Origin of the sequence: Clostridium sp. CAG:43 (assembly GCF_000434655.1) — a bacterium.
GTDB classification, from domain to species: Bacteria; Bacillota; Clostridia; order Lachnospirales; family Lachnospiraceae; genus Otoolea; species Otoolea fessa.
Genome location: NZ_FR895048.1, coordinates 1 through 16,526, shown reverse-complemented (window position 1 = coordinate 16,526; position 16,526 = coordinate 1). Strand labels below are relative to the sequence as shown.

Below are 16,526 nucleotides of genomic sequence, written 5' to 3'. Positions count from 1 at the left end.
CGGCAGGACAAGCCGGACAAACGATTTTGTCTCTTTTCCTTTTGCTTTTTTAACAACAATATTTTCAATCAGAGGATGATTAAAAGAGTTATCCCAATTTCTTATACTCCCTGAAAAACAGCGCCGCCGTCGTCGCCACCGCAATCGTGTCTGCCACCGGTTCTGCCACGAACACGCCGAATACCGGATTTGAAACGAAATGCGGCAGGATAAAGATCAGCGGAATCAAAAGCAGCACTTTCCGGAGCAATGCCAGAAAGACGGATGTTTTCGCATTTCCAAGGGCAATAAAAGTCTGCTGGCAGGCGAGCTGGACGGCAAAGAGCAGGGAAGCTGCCATATAGATCCGGAGCGCCCAGATGGTATAGCTGGCAAGATCTGCGTCGCTGGTAAAGATGGAAATAAAAATCTGTGGAACCAGCATACATAAGAGCCAGAGCAAGGTGGAATAGCAGGCTGCCGAGCGCAGAAGCAGGTGAAACGCTTTTTTCACACGGTCGATATTTTTTGCTCCATAGTTAAAGCTGATGATCGGCTGCGCGCCCTGTGAGAGCCCCTGCAGCGGCAGCATGGAAAACTGCATGACGCTGGAAAGAATCGTCATCGCGCCGACCGCGGTATCGCCGCCATATTTCAACAGGCTGGTGTTAAAGCTGATGGACAGTGCACTTTCTGTAAACTGCATGATAAACGGCGCCAGTCCGAGCGCCAGGCATGGCAGGATAAATTTCTTCTGCGGGCGCAGGTTGCGGAGCCGTATCCGCAGGGTACTATGCGTTCCGGTCAGAAAACGCAGAATCCAGATACAGGAAATACCCTGTGAAAGGATGGTTGCAAGTGCTGCGCCGCGCACATCCAGATGCAGTCCGAAGATAAAGATCGGATCGAGGATGATGTTGCAGAGAGCGCCGATGGCAACGGTAATCATGCCGGTTTTGGCATAACCCTGTGCGTTGATAAAGGCATTGAGTCCGAGCGCCATCTGGACGAAGAAAGTGCCGCAGACGTAGATTTTCATGTAGTTCCAGGCGTAGAGAATCGTCTTCTCACTGGCGCCGAACATCAGGAGGATCGGGCGCCCAAAGCCAAGAAACAGGGCGGTTAGGACGAGCGAAATGACGGTCAGCATGAAGGTACAGTTGCCGAGTACCTTTTCAGCGGAAGCCTTGTCGCCTTTTCCCATCAGGATCGACGCCTGCGGGGCACCGCCCATGGCGGCGAGCGCGGCAAAAGCGGAAATGCACATGATAATCGGCATTGTGACGCCGACGCCGGTCAGGGCGCTGGGACCGATGTCCGGGATATGGCCGATGTACATGCGGTCAACCATGTTATAGAGAACGTTGATGATCTGTGCGGCAATTGCCGGGAGCGCCAGTTTAAAAAGAAGCGACCCGATCGGCGCACTGCCGAGATCAGCTTCACGGGATGATGCTGCTCCTGAATGCGGGCGCGTATTTTCATCGTTGGAACGATGAGCGGATTGTATGGACAAAGAGAGACCTCCTTTTCATTTACAGTAAAATATATTATTTGATTTTTTGCCTGATTGTTGGGACAAATAGCCAGACCGCTTTTTTATCTCAACGTGAATCATTGTAACATACCGTCAAAATGATGGCAATGAACAGAATTTCGTAATCACTCCATATTGGCGATTGTGTGTTATAGTTTGTGCACTGTGTTTCAAATCTGCGATATTTATGCATAAGCATATTTGTAAGCCCCCTCTCATAGGTTAGGAGTAGCAGGCTGGGTGTCTGATGTGCATATTTGCATAATCATGTGAATGTTGCAATTGACATAGCTGTCAGCAGCTGTGGCCCGGCGTGAAAATGTGCTGTCCACATTCTTTTGGGAAATGGAAAGGCGGGCAGCCGGATAGAGGCAGGAGGGGGAAGTTGTGAACGAGAGAACAACCGAGGTGCTGGAACAGTATGAACTGGAAGTGCAGTCGAAGCGCCGTGGAAGAGGCGCGTGGATCTGCGAGACGAGTCAGGGGTTAAAACTCCTCCGGGAATATAAGGGGACCGTCAAACGTCTTGAATTTGAAGAACAAATCATGAATGTTCTGCAAAATCAGAAAACATGCCGGACCGATCAGTATATGCGGAACCGGGAGGGCGAGCTTTTGTCGGTGGCGGAGGATGGAACGCGGTGTGTTGTGAAGGAATGGTTTTCCGGGCGCGAGTGCAGTGTGCAGAGCGAGGCGGAGGTAGTCCGGGCGGTCGGGCAGATCGCGAAGCTGCACCGGACACTGCGCGGTATTGCGATCGATGAGTCGTGGAATCTGGGGTCAATTCTCACGCGTCCGGCGGTGGCGGAGATGGAGCGCCACAACCGGGAACTTGTCCGTACGCGGAATTATATCCGGAAAAAACGGCGTAAATCGGATTTTGAGAGGGCAGTCAGCGGAAGCTTTGCCATCTTTTATGAGCAGGCGCAGGAAGCAGCAGGCGGGCTGAAAGCGCAGATCGAGCAGGACGGCGAGCCGGAAAACTATTTGTGTCACGGGGATCTGAACCAGCATCATATTTTATTGGCAGATGAAAATGAGATGGCGGTGATTGAATTTAACCGGATGCACCGGGGCGTCCAGGTCGAAGACCTGTATCATTTTACGCGCAAAATATTGGAAAAGCATGGCTGGGATTTGCGTCTGGGGATGCGGCTGCTGGAGACGTATGATCGTATTCTGCCGTTGAATACACAGGAGCGGACATACCTCTATTACCTGTTTTTATATCCGGAAAAATACTGGAAACAGTTAAATTTTTATTATAATGCAGGCAAGGCGTGGATTCCAGTCCGCAGCATTGAAAAACTGCAGAAGCTGGAAGAACAGCAGACGGCGCGGAACCTCTTTCTTGAGGCAATCCGATAAGAAATGTTGATTTACATATGCATATAAATTCTTTGGTTAAGCGTATTCGATACATCATGGAGAAACTTTGAAAAGAGAAAAAATAAAGACAAAGAATAGTAACCGAAATTCTCTTTATTTTTCAGAATAATTATACTATAATGGAGAAAAAGAAAGTCATCCTAGAAGAAAGCAGGGGGTAAGTGAATCATGAAGGATTACATGACGATTTACAAAGAATGGCTGGAAAATCCATACTTTGACGAGGCAACGAAAGAGGAATTGCGCGCCATTGAGGGCGATGAAAATGAGATTAAAGAGCGTTTCTATATGGATTTGGAGTTTGGTACGGCAGGACTGCGCGGCATCATCGGTGCAGGTATTAACCGGATGAATATCTACACCGTCCGCCGTGCGACCCAGGGACTGGCAAATTACATCATCAAGCAGGGCGGCGCGGCAAAAGGCGTGGCGATCGCATTTGACTCCCGTCATATGTCCCCGGAATTTGCCGAGGAAGCAGCGCTGACACTGGCGGCAAATGGCATCAAGGCGTACCGGTTCGAGACGCTGCGCCCGACGCCGGAGCTTTCCTTTGCCGTCCGCGAGCTCGGCTGCATCGCCGGCATCAACATCACCGCCAGCCACAACCCGCCGGAGTACAACGGCTACAAGGTTTACTGGGAGGACGGCGCACAGTTTACACCGCCGCATGACAAGGGCGTGACTGAGGAAGTTATGGCGATCACCGATCTTTCCACCGTTAAGACGATGGGAGCACAAGAGGCAAAGGCAAAAGGACTCTACGAGATCATCGGTGCAGCGATCGACGACAAATATATTGCACAGGTCAAGGCACAGGTAGTCAATCAGGGCGCGATTGACCGCATGCAGGATCAGATCACGATCGTGTATACACCGCTTCACGGCACGGGCAATATCCCGGCACGCCGTGTGATGAAAGAGCTTGGATTTACCCATGTATATGTGGTTCCGCAGCAGGAGCTTCCAGACGGCGATTTCCCGACCGTCAGCTATCCGAACCCGGAGGCAAAGGAAGCATTTGAATTGGGACTGGCTCTGGCAAAAGAGAAAAATGCAGACCTCGTTCTGGCAACCGATCCGGATGCCGATCGTCTGGGCGTGTATGTCAAAGATACCAAGTCCGGCGAATACATTCCGCTGACCGGCAATATGTCCGGCTCCCTGCTCTGCGAGTATGTGCTCAGCCAGAAACAGGCAAACGGCAAGATTCCGGCAGATGGACAGGTTGTTAAATCCATCGTTACGACGAATCTGGTAGATGCAGTTGCGAAGAATTACGGCGCAGAGCTCATCGAGGTTCTGACCGGATTTAAGTGGATCGGCAAACAGGTTCTCAAAAATGAGCAGGAAGGCAAAGGAACCTATCTGTTTGGCATGGAAGAGAGCTATGGCTGTCTGATCGGTACATACGCACGCGATAAAGATGCCATTTCCGCGACCGCAGCACTCTGCGAGGCGGCTGCCTATTACAAGGAAAAAGGCATGACGCTGTGGGATGCGATGGTCGAGATGTACGAGAAATACGGCTATTATAAAGATGAAGTGAAGTCCATCGGCTTAAAGGGCATTGAGGGACTGGCAAAGATTCAGGAGATCATGGAATATTTCCGCGCCCACACACCGTCCGATTTCGCCGGACATAAAGTGCTGGCTGTCCGCGATTACAAGGCAGATACCGTCAAGGATCTGGCAACCGGCGAGGTAAAACCGACCGGACTTCCATCCTCCAATGTTCTCTACTACGAACTGGAAGACAACGCATGGCTCTGCGTCCGCCCGTCTGGAACCGAGCCGAAGATCAAGTTCTACTACGGAGTGAAAGGTACCTCCCTGGAAGACGCGGCAGCGAAATCAGAGAAGGTAGGCGAGTCTGTGATGGCGATTGTCAATGGACTGCTGTAGAAAAATAAAAAGAAGATGTGAAATAAGTCCCTAAAAGAAATAGGACCATTCGTTCATGCGAAAGGTCCTATTTTTGTGCTATTATGTTCTTTTAATTCTTTCAACGCCGCTGCAAATTTTGACGAAACCGCAGTAGGATTTCCTCTCAGCAGCCCGCGGCGGTAGAAGGCATGGAGCTTTTTAGCCGGGCGCAGGGACTGGCGGCGGTGTTTGAGTTCTTCTAACCGGGTGCTCAGGCGGGTGAGGCGGTTGTCGAAGGCGATGCGGGCATCGACTTCGGTGCGGACTTCGGCAATGCGCTCGTTGACGCGCTGCTTGGCAGCTTCGATGCGTTCTGCGTTTCCTGCTTTGGCAGCTTCGATGCGGGAGGTGGTTTCTTCTCGAACATCGGACAGGCGTTTTTCGGCGAGTGCCTTGGTCTCAGCCAGGCGCTCTTTGTGTTCGGTGGCAGCCGCCTGCAGCTGTCTGGCAGTCTCGGCGCGTGCGGTTGCCAGGCGTTCTTCGGCGTCACTGCGGACGGCGGCAAGTCTGCGGGCGGCTTCTGCCTGGGCGGCTGCCAGTTTTTCGGCTGTTTCTTCACGGGTCAGGGCGCCGCGCTCAATGGCTTCCTCACGCAGCAGCTCGATCTTGGACTGGAGCTCTTCGATATCGGCTTTGAGCTTCGTCATAGCTTCCAGCGTATGACCCAGAGCCAGGGCTGCCTTGATGGATTCGTAAGCATCGGCGGTGAAAAGAACGCTGATGACGAAATCGCAGATGAGCAGGATAACCGGAGGAACCGCAAGCACAGTGCGGGCGATCGGCTCATGGATGACATCGGTCATAAGGATCGTCAGAAATCCCCATGCGATCGAGGAACTCAGGCAGATATAGCCGTGCAGCTGGAACGGCTGGCTGCTGTAATCCCAGTAGCGGACCTTGAATAGGCGTTCCATGACGGCACCGGTGACATATTCAAGCGCCGTGGCGGCGATAAAACCGGAAATATAGACGAGCGGCAGGCTGTCCCGCACCGGCAGGGACACCCAGAGCATCATCACCGCGCCGGAACCGTAGAGCGGCAGCATCGGAAGCCGCAGAAATCCGCGGTTGACGAGCCGTTTCTGTTTCAGGGAAACATAAGTCGATTCGAAAATCCACCCTAAAAAGCAGTATACATAGAAAAAAGCTAGCCATTGGTACCAGGTATAGGTATACATAAAACCTCCTTTAGAAAATCAAGTCATTTTCTCATTGGTTGAAAAACGTATCTAAAATGAAGTTGTTTCTTATCTTACTATATAAATCTAGAAAAGTTCAAGGCATCTGGCTGAAAAAAGATAATTCCAAAATCTCCGCTTGCCACAAAAGCACGCTTCGTGTACAATAAATCGAAGTCGGCTTTGCCACAGACAGCAGGCAGACGTACAGAAAGCAAATCTTATATGAAGTGGATTTGTTTTCCAGGATAAAATTTGCAGAAAAACAAAGAACAATTCAACAAATACAAACAATTTACAATAAAAAGAAAAATAGGAGAGGTACACACGTGAGTATACTGAATGTAGAACATTTAAGCCACGGTTTTGGTGATCGGGCGATTTTTCAGGATGTTTCGTTCCGCCTGTTAAAGGGTGAGCACATCGGTCTGATCGGTGCGAACGGCGAGGGTAAATCGACGTTTATGAATATTATTACCGGGCATATGCAGCCGGACGAGGGAAAAGTAGAGTGGTCAAAGCGGGTGCGCGTCGGCTATCTGGATCAGCACACGGTGCTGGAAAAAGGCATGACGATCCGCGAGGTTTTGAAGAGCGCATTTTCCTTCCTGTTTGAGCTGGAAGTGCAGATGAATGAAATCTGCGACCATCTGGGCGAGGCATCGGAGGATGAGATGAACGTGATGATGGAAGAGCTGGGAACGATCCAGGATCTTCTGATGAACCACGATTTTTATTCCATCGATGCGAAGGTGGAGGAAGTCGGACGTGCGCTGGGGCTGACCGACATCGGTCTGGACCGCGATGTAACGGATTTGAGCGGCGGACAGAGAACGAAGGTACTGCTCGGGAAATTGCTTCTGGAAAAGCCAGATATCTTGTTGCTGGACGAGCCGACGAACTATCTGGATGTGCAGCACATCGAGTGGCTGAAACGGTATTTGCAGGAATATGAAAATGCGTTCATCCTGATTTCACACGATGTTCCGTTCTTAAATAGCGTAGTAAATATCATTTATCATATGGAAAATCAGCGGCTTGACCGCTATGTGGGCGATTACGACAAGTTTCTCGAGGTGCACGAGGCGAAGAAAGCGCAGCTCGAGGCAGCGTATAAGCGTCAGCAGCAGGAGATCGCGCAGCTGCAGGATTTTGTGGCACGTAATAAAGCGCGTGTTTCCACGCGAAATATGGCGATGTCCCGCCAGAAAAAGCTGGATAAAATGGATGTGATCGAACTGGCGAAGGAAAAACCGAAGCCAGAGTTCAACTTCCTGGAGGCGAGAGCCTCCGGAAAATGTATTTTTGAGACGGAGGATCTGGTGATCGGTTACGACGAGCCGCTGTCCCGTCCGCTGAACCTCTATATGGAGCGCGGCGAGAAGATTGCGATGGTCGGTGCCAACGGAATTGGAAAGACGACGCTTTTAAAGAGTATTTTAGGTTTGATTCCAGCAGTGTCCGGCAAGGTGACGCTGGGCGATTATCTCTCCATCGGCTATTTCGAACAGGAGATGGCGCCGGGCAATACGACGACCTGCATCGATGAGATCTGGAAAGAATTTCCGTCCTACACTCAGTACCAGGTGCGTTCCGCACTGGCAAAATGCGGTCTGACGACCCAGCACATCGAGAGCCAGGTGCGCGTGCTCAGCGGTGGCGAGCAGGCAAAAGTGCGCCTGTGTAAGCTGATCAACCGCGAGACGAACCTTCTGCTTCTCGACGAGCCGACGAACCATCTGGACGTTGAGGCGAAGGAGGAGTTAAAGCGTGCGCTGGCGGCGTACAAAGGAAATATCCTTCTGATCTGCCATGAACCGGATTTCTATGAGGGATTCGCAACGAAGGTCTGGGACTGCAGTGAGTGGAGTCTGAAAATATAAGAAAAAAATGTTTTTGAGCGTACCCCAACATTCAGTATAGAGCCCTTTTTTTTAGGTGTCTGGCACTGACAAAAAACAGGAACGCCATCGGCTGAGAGTCCGACGGCGTTCCTGTTTTTCTTAAATTGGGAATGGTAGGTATATATAAAAAAGAAATTGGCTTAGGGGGGCCGGACGATTTGTATCGTCCGGTATGAGTATGAAAAAGCTTTTTTATTTCAAGTAACACTTGAAACAAAGGCCTGTTACCCTTTCGGATAACATACCTGTATTATAGGAGAAACTTGTGACTAAAATATGTCCCTTTCATAAAAAAAATATAAAGTCCATAAAAAAATAAAAACCTCTTTCAAAAGAATCGAAAGTTGTATATAATAGTAAGTGGTATAGTCCGCTCTAAAACAATGCGCGGGCTGGATGGCAGCGAAAAAGCTGAAATAAAGAAGATAAAATACAATGAAACTCATAGATTTATGTACTCAAGAGTGCATATTCAGAGCAGGAGGAAAACAACTATGTTGATGTCCAATGATATTGGTATCGATCTGGGTACAGCCAGCATCCTTGTATATATCAAGGGAAAAGGCGTCGTACTGAAAGAGCCGTCCGTAGTGGCGATCGATCGGGATACGAATAAGATCATGGCGATCGGCGAGGAAGCCCGCCTGATGATCGGCAGAACCCCTGGCAATATCGTAGCGGTCCGTCCGTTGCGCCAGGGGGTTATTTCAGATTATACAGTGACAGAGAAGATGATGAAATATTTCATCAACAAGGCAGTCGGCAAGAAGACACTCCGCAAGCCGCGTATCAGCGTCTGCATCCCGAGCGGTGCGACCGAGGTAGAGCGCAAGGCGGTTGAGGATGCGACGTATCAGGCTGGCGCACGCGAGGTTTCGATCATCGAGGAGCCGGTAGCAGCTGCGATCGGCGCTGGTATCGATATTTCCAAGGCGTGCGGCAACATGATCGTAGATATTGGTGGTGGTACGGCAGATATCGCCGTTATTTCCCTGGGCGGTACCGTAGTCAGCACTTCTATTAAAGTGGCTGGTGATGACTTCGACGAGGCACTGGTCCGTTACATGAGAAAGAAACACAATCTTTTGATCGGTGAGAGAACCGCTGAGGAGATCAAGATAAATATCGGTGCGGCATACCGCCGTCCGGAAGTAATCACGATGGAAGTGCGCGGACGAAATCTGGTTACCGGACTTCCGAAGACTATCGTTGTCACATCCGACGAGACGCTGGAAGCGCTGCGCGAGCCGGCACTCCAGATCGTAGATGCCGTTCACAACGTACTCGAGCGGACGCCGCCGGAATTGGCAGCCGACATTTTTGACCGTGGTATCGTACTGACAGGCGGCGGCGCACTGTTAAGCGGTCTGGATGCCCTGATCGAGGAGAAAACTGGCATTTCCACGATGATCGCAGAGGATCCGCTGACCGCAGTTGCGATCGGAACTGGTAAGTTTATCGAGTTCGCACACGGTGAGAAGAAAAACTACGATTAAAGAGAACCGCCGGAAGACGGATAGCATAAAAATATGGCAGCAGTTAAAGGATATATTGAAAAAATAAAATACCGCAATGAGGACAATGGCTATACAGTTCTCTCTATCAGCGGCTTGGACGACGGGGAGGAATATGTGCTGGTTGGCACTTTTTCCTACATCGCAGAGGGCGAGATGATCGAGGCGAGCGGGCGTATGACCGAGCATCCGATTTACGGGGAACAGATGGCGGTGGAAAGCTATGAGCTGAAAGCGCCTGAGGATACTGTTTCCATGGAACGATATTTAGGCTCCGGCGCCATCAAAGGCGTCGGGGCTGCTTTAGCTTCCAGGATTGTTAAAAAATTTAAGGCGGACACATTCCGCATCATGGAAGAAGAGCCGGAACGCCTCGCGGAGGTCAAGGGAATCAGTGAAAAAATGGCGATGTCCATCGGTGAACAGGTCGAGGAAAAGCGCGATATGCGTCAGGCGATGATGTTTCTGCAAAATTATGGCATTTCCATCAATCTGGCGGTTAAAATCTATCAGGAATACGGTCCGGCAATGTACACGATTCTCCAGAACAATCCGTATAAGCTGGCGGACGATATTCCGGGCGTCGGTTTTAAGATGGCAGACGAGATCGCGGCGAAGATAGGAATCGTGGCAGATTCGGATTTCCGCATCAAGAGCGGCATCCTGTATACACTCTATCAGGCGACGGCGAACGGGCACACATACCTGCCGGAGGACGAGCTGGCGGATCGGGCGGCAAAGCTTCTACAGGTTGAGATTTCCGAGATTGACAAGCATCTGATGGATATGCAGATGGATAAACGGCTGGTGATCCGGGAGAGGAAACAGCAGAAAACAGCAGAAATGGATGTTTTCGTTCAGGCGGAATCGGCAGTGTCGGGGCAGATGCAGCCGCAGCCAGATGTTTTGGGTGAACCGAATGCATCAAATGTATCAAATATAGCAAACGCCCCGGAACGCGCCGTTTATGCATCACACTACTATTATACCGAGCTAAACACCGCCCGCATGCTGCACGACTTAAACATCACTGGTTCCGAATCGGAAGAACAGATTCGGAAAAGTCTGGCAGTCATCCAGAAAGAGGAACAGATCGAGCTGGATGAACTGCAGATCCGCGCGGTGATTGAGGCGGTCAACTGCGGACTTTTGGTAATCACGGGAGGTCCGGGTACCGGAAAAACGACGACGATCAACACGATCATCCGGTATTTTGAAAAGGGCGACATGGATATCCTGCTGGCAGCCCCGACCGGACGCGCAGCAAAAAGGATGACCGAGGCGACAGGCTATGAGGCGAAGACGATTCACCGCCTGTTAGAGCTGACGGGAATGCCAGAGGAGGATGAGAAGAGCCGGACGACTTCGATGCATTTTGAGCGGAACGAGGACAATCCGCTGGAAGCTGATGTCATCATTATCGATGAAATGTCGATGGTGGATATCAATCTGATGCATTCGCTGCTCCGGGCAGTCAATGTCGGCACACGTCTGATTCTGGTGGGTGATGTGGATCAGCTTCCGAGCGTCGGACCGGGCAATGTCCTGCGTGATATCATCGAGTCAGAGTGTTTCCATGTGGTAAAGCTAACCCGGATTTTCCGGCAGGCGGCGCAGAGCGATATTATCGTCAACGCCCACCGCATCAATGCCGGAGAGCGCATTCCGATCGGAAAGTCAAGCAGGGATTTCCTCTTTATAAAGCGTGATGATCCGAATGCGATCATCAATGCAATGATCACGCTGGTACGTGAAAAACTGCCGAATTACGTCCATGCCGATTTGTTTGAGGTACAGGTCATGACGCCGATGCGGAAGGGAGTGCTGGGATCGATACGGTTAAATTCCATTTTGCAGGAATTTTTAAATCCGCCATCGGCAGAAAAGGCGGAAAAAGAGTATGGCGAGACGACGTTTCGTGTGGGCGACAAGGTCATGCAGATCAAGAACAATTACCAGATTGAGTGGACTTCCTACAACCGCAGCGGCATCCCGGTGGACAAGGGAGCCGGCGTGTTCAACGGGGATCTTGGGCGCATCCGCGAGATCAATACCTTTGCGGAGCTGGTAACCGTGGAGTATGATGAGGGAAAACGTGTCGAGTACAGCTTCAAGCAGCTGGAGGAGCTGGAATTGGCATATGCGATCACGATCCACAAGTCGCAGGGAAGCGAGTATCCGGCGGTTGTGATTCCGGTCTGGAGCGGACCGCAGATGCTGATGACGCGGAATCTGATTTACACGGCGGTTACAAGGGCAAGAGCCTGTGTCTGCCTGGTCGGTGTCCCGTATGTGTTTCAGCAGATGGTGGACAATGCGATGGAACAGAAGCGCTATTCGGGACTGCGCGACCGCATTGAAGAAATTATGGAGACATTGTGATAAAAAATATAAAATGGAATCAATTCCCCCGCGCCGCTCTGGATGCGCTATATCCAAGGCGCTGCCCGGTCTGCGGGGAGATCGTGACGCCGAAGGGCAGGCTTATCTGTCCTTCGTGTCTTTTGAGGCTTTCGCCTGTCAAATCGCCGGTTTGTCAGAAATGTGGAAAAGAAGTTTGGAGTGAAGAAATCGAATATTGTCCAGACTGTGTGAAACACCGCCGGTCATTTGCACGTGGGATGGCACTCTTTAACTATACGGAGGAAGCTGCGCGTTCGATGGCAGCGGTTAAATATAAAAATAAGAGGGAATATCTCGATTTTTATGCCGAAGCTGCAGCGGAAAAGCTGAGGCAGTATGAAAATCGGGAGGAGTGGCAGTTTGACGGCCTGGTTCCCGTTCCGGTCCACCCGGCGCGGAAACGGAAACGCGGTTTCAATCAGGCGGAGGTTCTGGCAAAGCGGATGGGCGAGCGGCTGGAAATGCCGGTGTGCCCGGAATTTTTATATCGGATACGAAATACAGAACCCCTGAAAGAGCTGAATCCAGATGAACGGCTCCGGAATTTACAGCAGGCGTTTCAGGCAGATGCGGAGGCAATCCGGGCAAGTGGTGTGCAAAACGTGCTTCTCGTGGATGATATTTATACGACCGGAAGCACGGCGGAAGCGTGTACCCGGGCGCTTCTGTCTGCGGGGATCGAAAAAGTCTGTTTTTTTGCCGTTTGTATTGGACAAGGACGCTAAAGTGGGATATGATAGAGAAGATAGGCAGAGGGAAGCCTTATAAGTGGAAATACTCCGGCATTTCTGGATGAAAAGAATAGTAGAAAGCATTTGAATCTAAAAGTTTGCGGGAGAGGCAAAAAAAGGTTCAGGAGACGGAAGAAATGCGGGGGGAGATTTCAAGTAAGAAAGAAAAGGAGTAAAAAGAATGCAGGAATTTGAATATCGCCTGGAAAAGGAAGATTATAAAAACTGGATTCACTGGAACGTGCTTAAGCATGAGTCCAAGAAAATGAAGATGGTGTCGGCACTCTTATATGTCGCATTTTTAGCTCTCTTTCTGGGAAAAAATGTGATGCAGGCAAAGGGCAATCTGGTTCTTCTTGTACCGTCCATCGTGATAGCGGTGCTGGTCGGCATCGGCATGTTTTACATGATTTCAAACCAGAACCAGGAGCGGATGATCTGGAAACGGAGCGGACTTAAAAATTTGGAAAAGACGGGCAATTTCCCAGTTGTACATCTGACACTGGATGAGAAGACACTGACCATGACGGTTGCGGCACAGGAGATGACCAAGACTTACAGCTACAGCGACATTGAGCAGATGGTTGAGATTGAGCGGATGTATCTGCTTGAGACGAACGAGAAAACCTGGCAGTTTATCGCCAAGTCGGCATTTTCCAGCGAGGAAGAGCAAAAGCAGTTTGAGACATTCATGAATGAAAAGCTTGCGGATGCCAAGGAAAACCCGGAAGAATATCCATCCGTGACAAAAAATCCGGAAAATGCGGAGAATCAGGAGGGCGGCGCCCTGCATCAGAACGCCGCGCTTGAGGATGATGTTGTGGAAGCTGGTGAGCCGGAGATCACCCGCGTGGATACAAGCCATATGGGTAAGATTGGAAAAATGGCGCATTTTATCGGAAGCCAGGCGGCAGATGAGGAAGAAACCGATGAGCCTGAAAAGGCGGAGCCGGATACCACAGACAGCCATGAAAATGTGGAAGAAAAGACAGACGCTGTAAACGAGGAGAAAGTGGATGAATAAACCTTTCTGATTGTTTTATAGCATCATTGTAAGTCCTGATAATGTGAAATACGAGGCGCGGGCAGAATCTGGTTCCAGCCTGCACTGAGTGAAAACGATATCTATAATATAAAAGAGGCGGCGAATGTCGGCAAGTTATTGCTTGACGCGCCGCTTCTTTTATGATATAGTAGACGGGCGAATGGAAGAACATAGGTCTTTTTTTTATGCTCAAAAACTGGATTTCCGGTTGGAGAGTGGAAAGATCGCATACTAAGAAAAATGGAGGTGGAAGTTGTGCGTACAAGAATTACACTGGCATGCACAGAATGCAAGCAGCGCAATTACAACATGACCAAGGATAAGAAAACTCATCCGGACAGAATGGAAACCAAAAAGTACTGCAGATTCTGTAAGACACACACGTTACACAAAGAGACGAAGTAAGAGTAACTGGTTGGTTCTGCGCGATCGGGCATCTGCCTGAGCGCTTTGGAGGACAAAAATGGGTGATACAGAAAATACCAAAAAAGCTCCTAAAAAGAGTTTCTGGAAAGGTTTAAAAGCTGAGTACAAAAGGATCATCTGGCCTGACAAAGAGACAGTTACGAAGCAGACTGGAGCGGTCATCGCCGTTTCCGTTGCGCTGGGACTTATCATTGCGGCTCTTGACACGGCAATCGTGTTTGGACTGCACTTCGTTATGTAAAGGCAAAGGTGAGAAATATGGCAGAAGCAAATTGGTATGTAGTGCATACTTATTCCGGCTATGAAAACAAAGTAAAGGTTGACATCGAAAAGACGATCGAGAACCGGAACCTTCAGGATCAGATCTTAGAGGTTTCCGTGCCGATGCAGGAAGTTATCGAAGTCAAGAATGGAGCCAATAAACAGGTTGCCAAGAAGATGTTTCCCGGATACGTACTGATCAATATGGTTATGAATGATGATACTTGGTACGTAGTACGCAACACCCGCGGAGTGACCGGGTTTGTTGGTCCGGGCTCCAAACCGGTTCCTTTGACGGAAGAGGAGATGGCCGGTCTCGGATTTAAGGAAACCGGCGTTGTTGTTGACTTTGAGGTCGGCGACACGGTTGTTGTAACGACAGGGGCATGGAAAGATACCGTTGGTGTTATCGAGTCCATCAACGAGGAAAGACAGACCCTGACGATTCGTGTAGAACTGTTTGGCCGTGAGACACCGGTTGAACTGAACTTCACAGAGATCAAGAAGATGATGTAAAGAGGTTCATTTATGAGCCTGTGGGAGGGAAATCCCCGCAATTACCACAATTTATAGGAGGTGCCAACAATGGCAAAGAAAGTTACAGGATATATTAAATTACAGATTCCTGCTGGAAAGGCTACACCAGCTCCGCCAGTAGGTCCGGCTCTTGGACAGCACGGTGTAAACATCGTACAGTTCACGAAAGAGTTCAACGCTAAGACAGCAGACCAGGGCGATATGATCATCCCGGTTGTTATTACTGTATATGCTGACAGAAGCTTCAGCTTCATCACAAAGACTCCGCCGGCTGCCGTTTTGTTAAAGAAAGCTTGCAAGATTAAATCCGGTTCCGCTACACCGAACAAGACTAAGGTAGCTAGCATCTCGAAAGAGGATCTGCAGAAGATCGCAGAATTAAAGATGCCTGACTTAAATGCAGCAAGCCTTGAAGCTGCTATGAGCATGATTGCTGGTACAGCAAGAAGTATGGGTATCACAGTTGCCGAGTAATTTTCGGGATGTTTATCAGTAACGTGGGAGGGAATTCCCCGACAATACCACTAGGAGGTTTTTTATAATGAAAAGAGGAAAAAGATACGTAGAGGCTGCTAAATTAGTAGATCGCGCAAGCCTTTATGAAGCTGCAGATGCCATCTCCATCGTGAAGAAGGCTGCAGGTGCTAAATTCGATGAAACCGTAGAACTTCATATCAGAACTGGTTGTGACGGCCGTCATGCTGATCAGCAGATCCGTGGTGCAGTTGTACTGCCGCACGGAACTGGTAAGACCGTTCGTATCCTTGTATTTGCTAAGGGACCGAAGGCAGAAGAGGCTCAGGCTGCAGGCGCAGATTTCGTAGGCGCTGAGGAGCTGATCCCGAAGATCCAGAACGAGGGATGGTTAGACTTCGACGTAGTAGTAGCTACTCCGGACATGATGGGCGTTGTAGGACGTCTTGGTCGTGTACTTGGACCGAAGGGCTTAATGCCGAACCCGAAGGCTGGTACTGTTACTATGGATGTAACCAAAGCTATCAATGATATCAAAGCCGGTAAGATCGAGTACAGACTTGATAAGACTAACATTATCCACGTGCCAGTAGGTAAAGCTTCCTTCACAGAGGAGCAGTTAGCGGACAACTTCCAGACGCTTATTGACGCTATCCTGAAGGCAAAACCAGCTACCTTAAAGGGCGCTTACTTAAAGAGTGTAACCATGACTTCTACCATGGGCCCGGGCGTTAAGCTGAACGTAGGTAAGCTGATTGGCTAATCAGAAGACGTTATAGAATCAAGAGGATGAGGGACTTTTGGGTCTTTCGTCCTCTTTTTTTTCGATTGTCGAAAAAATATAAATAAAGTCAAAAAAACAGTTGACTTTATACTTTAATAGTGATAGAATATATTCTGTTGCCGCTGAGAAAGCGGAAACAAAAATTAAAGAGTCAAGACGCACAGGTGATTGTGAAAACTTTCAAAAAGAAAGTGAAAAAGTCCTTGACAAAAATGAATATCCATTATATAATGGTTAAGCACATTTTTGGAGAGATATCGAAGCGGTCATAACGAGGCGGTCTTGAAAACCGTTTGTCCGCAAGGGCGCGTGGGTTCGAATCCCACTCTCTCCGTTTCAAGAACGGTTATTAATTGGTTATTAATTTCATAAGATATGAAAATCAACCTGCAGAAGTACCCAAGAGGTTGAAGGGGCTCCCCTGGAAAGGGAGTAGGT

Annotated in this window: 14 protein-coding genes and 1 tRNA gene; 13 read left to right on the top strand and 2 right to left on the bottom strand. The window is 49.6% G+C overall.

Annotated features, from left to right (window positions below; translation table 11 throughout):
* Window positions 1–88: 88 nt before the first annotated feature.
* Complete coding sequence (locus tag QVO97_RS04020; protein ID WP_288188863.1) at window positions 89–1,489, bottom strand: MATE family efflux transporter; 1,401 nt, start codon at window positions 1,487–1,489, stop codon at window positions 89–91.
* 414 nt (window positions 1,490–1,903) lie between these two features.
* On the opposite strand from QVO97_RS04020, the gene QVO97_RS04015 reads away from it, so the two are divergent.
* Window positions 1,904–2,884: a phosphotransferase gene (locus QVO97_RS04015; RefSeq protein ID WP_022359108.1), complete on the top strand. Its 981-nt coding sequence runs from the start codon at window positions 1,904–1,906 to the stop codon at window positions 2,882–2,884.
* Between the two features lie 189 nt (window positions 2,885–3,073).
* Window positions 3,074–4,810 carry a phospho-sugar mutase gene (locus QVO97_RS04010; protein ID WP_022359107.1) on the top strand — a complete coding sequence of 579 codons (1,737 nt, stop codon included), beginning with the start codon at window positions 3,074–3,076 and terminating at the stop codon, window positions 4,808–4,810.
* A gap of 53 nt (window positions 4,811–4,863) precedes the next feature.
* Here QVO97_RS04010 and QVO97_RS04005 read toward each other — a convergent pair whose 3' ends face one another.
* The gene (locus QVO97_RS04005) at window positions 4,864–6,009 is read right to left on the bottom strand and encodes a putative ABC transporter permease (RefSeq protein ID WP_022359106.1); all 1,146 of its coding nucleotides are present in this window, start codon (window positions 6,007–6,009) and stop codon (window positions 4,864–4,866) included.
* Window positions 6,010–6,338: 329 nt separating this feature from the next.
* Between QVO97_RS04005 and QVO97_RS04000 the strand changes: the two genes are divergently transcribed.
* From QVO97_RS04000 to QVO97_RS03950, 11 genes are all read left to right on the top strand, one after another.
* Window positions 6,339–7,892, top strand: a complete 1,554-nt coding sequence (locus tag QVO97_RS04000; RefSeq protein ID WP_022359105.1) for an ABC-F family ATP-binding cassette domain-containing protein — start codon at window positions 6,339–6,341, stop codon at window positions 7,890–7,892.
* Window positions 7,893–8,410: 518 nt separating this feature from the next.
* Window positions 8,411–9,409: a rod shape-determining protein gene (locus tag QVO97_RS03995; RefSeq protein WP_353784537.1), complete on the top strand. Its 999-nt coding sequence runs from the start codon at window positions 8,411–8,413 to the stop codon at window positions 9,407–9,409.
* 33 nt (window positions 9,410–9,442) lie between these two features.
* Window positions 9,443–11,809 (top strand): SF1B family DNA helicase RecD2, encoded by a 2,367-nt coding sequence (locus QVO97_RS03990; RefSeq protein ID WP_022359103.1) that lies wholly within the window; start codon window positions 9,443–9,445, stop codon window positions 11,807–11,809.
* A complete protein-coding gene (locus QVO97_RS03985; protein ID WP_022359102.1) occupies window positions 11,806–12,555 on the top strand; it encodes a ComF family protein in 750 nt (249 codons plus the stop codon). Before QVO97_RS03990 ends, QVO97_RS03985 begins: the two co-directional genes overlap by 4 nt.
* 187 nt (window positions 12,556–12,742) lie before the next feature.
* Window positions 12,743–13,585, top strand: a complete 843-nt coding sequence (locus QVO97_RS03980; protein WP_022359101.1) for a YcxB family protein — start codon at window positions 12,743–12,745, stop codon at window positions 13,583–13,585.
* Between the two features lie 261 nt (window positions 13,586–13,846).
* Complete coding sequence (gene rpmG / locus QVO97_RS03975; protein WP_207722866.1) at window positions 13,847–14,011, top strand: 50S ribosomal protein L33; 165 nt, start codon at window positions 13,847–13,849, stop codon at window positions 14,009–14,011.
* Window positions 14,012–14,069: 58 nt separating this feature from the next.
* Complete coding sequence (gene secE, locus QVO97_RS03970) at window positions 14,070–14,273, top strand: preprotein translocase subunit SecE (protein ID WP_022359100.1); 204 nt, start codon at window positions 14,070–14,072, stop codon at window positions 14,271–14,273.
* A 17-nt stretch (window positions 14,274–14,290) separates the two neighbouring features.
* Window positions 14,291–14,809 (top strand): transcription termination/antitermination protein NusG, encoded by a 519-nt coding sequence (gene nusG, locus QVO97_RS03965; RefSeq protein ID WP_022359099.1) that lies wholly within the window; start codon window positions 14,291–14,293, stop codon window positions 14,807–14,809.
* 69 nt (window positions 14,810–14,878) lie between these two features.
* The gene (gene rplK, locus QVO97_RS03960) at window positions 14,879–15,304 is read left to right on the top strand and encodes a 50S ribosomal protein L11 (RefSeq protein ID WP_022359098.1); all 426 of its coding nucleotides are present in this window, start codon (window positions 14,879–14,881) and stop codon (window positions 15,302–15,304) included.
* A 67-nt stretch (window positions 15,305–15,371) separates the two neighbouring features.
* Complete coding sequence (rplA, locus tag QVO97_RS03955) at window positions 15,372–16,067, top strand: 50S ribosomal protein L1 (RefSeq protein WP_022359097.1); 696 nt, start codon at window positions 15,372–15,374, stop codon at window positions 16,065–16,067.
* 269 nt (window positions 16,068–16,336) lie between these two features.
* Window positions 16,337–16,422, top strand: a tRNA-Ser gene (locus QVO97_RS03950).
* The last annotated feature ends 104 nt before the right edge of the window (window positions 16,423–16,526 follow it).

Coding starts and splice junctions, on each gene's coding strand:
- QVO97_RS04010 (WP_022359107.1), top strand. CDS start 3,074: ATGAAGGATTACATGACGATTTACAAAGAATGGCTGGAAAATCCATAC.
- QVO97_RS04005 (WP_022359106.1), bottom strand. CDS start 6,009: ATGTATACCTATACCTGGTACCAATGGCTAGCTTTTTTCTATGTATAC.
- QVO97_RS03990 (WP_022359103.1), top strand. CDS start 9,443: ATGGCAGCAGTTAAAGGATATATTGAAAAAATAAAATACCGCAATGAG.
- QVO97_RS03980 (WP_022359101.1), top strand. CDS start 12,743: ATGCAGGAATTTGAATATCGCCTGGAAAAGGAAGATTATAAAAACTGG.
- rpmG (WP_207722866.1), top strand. CDS start 13,847: ATGGAGGTGGAAGTTGTGCGTACAAGAATTACACTGGCATGCACAGAA.
- secE (WP_022359100.1), top strand. CDS start 14,070: ATGGGTGATACAGAAAATACCAAAAAAGCTCCTAAAAAGAGTTTCTGG.
- nusG (WP_022359099.1), top strand. CDS start 14,291: ATGGCAGAAGCAAATTGGTATGTAGTGCATACTTATTCCGGCTATGAA.
- rplK (WP_022359098.1), top strand. CDS start 14,879: ATGGCAAAGAAAGTTACAGGATATATTAAATTACAGATTCCTGCTGGA.
- rplA (WP_022359097.1), top strand. CDS start 15,372: ATGAAAAGAGGAAAAAGATACGTAGAGGCTGCTAAATTAGTAGATCGC.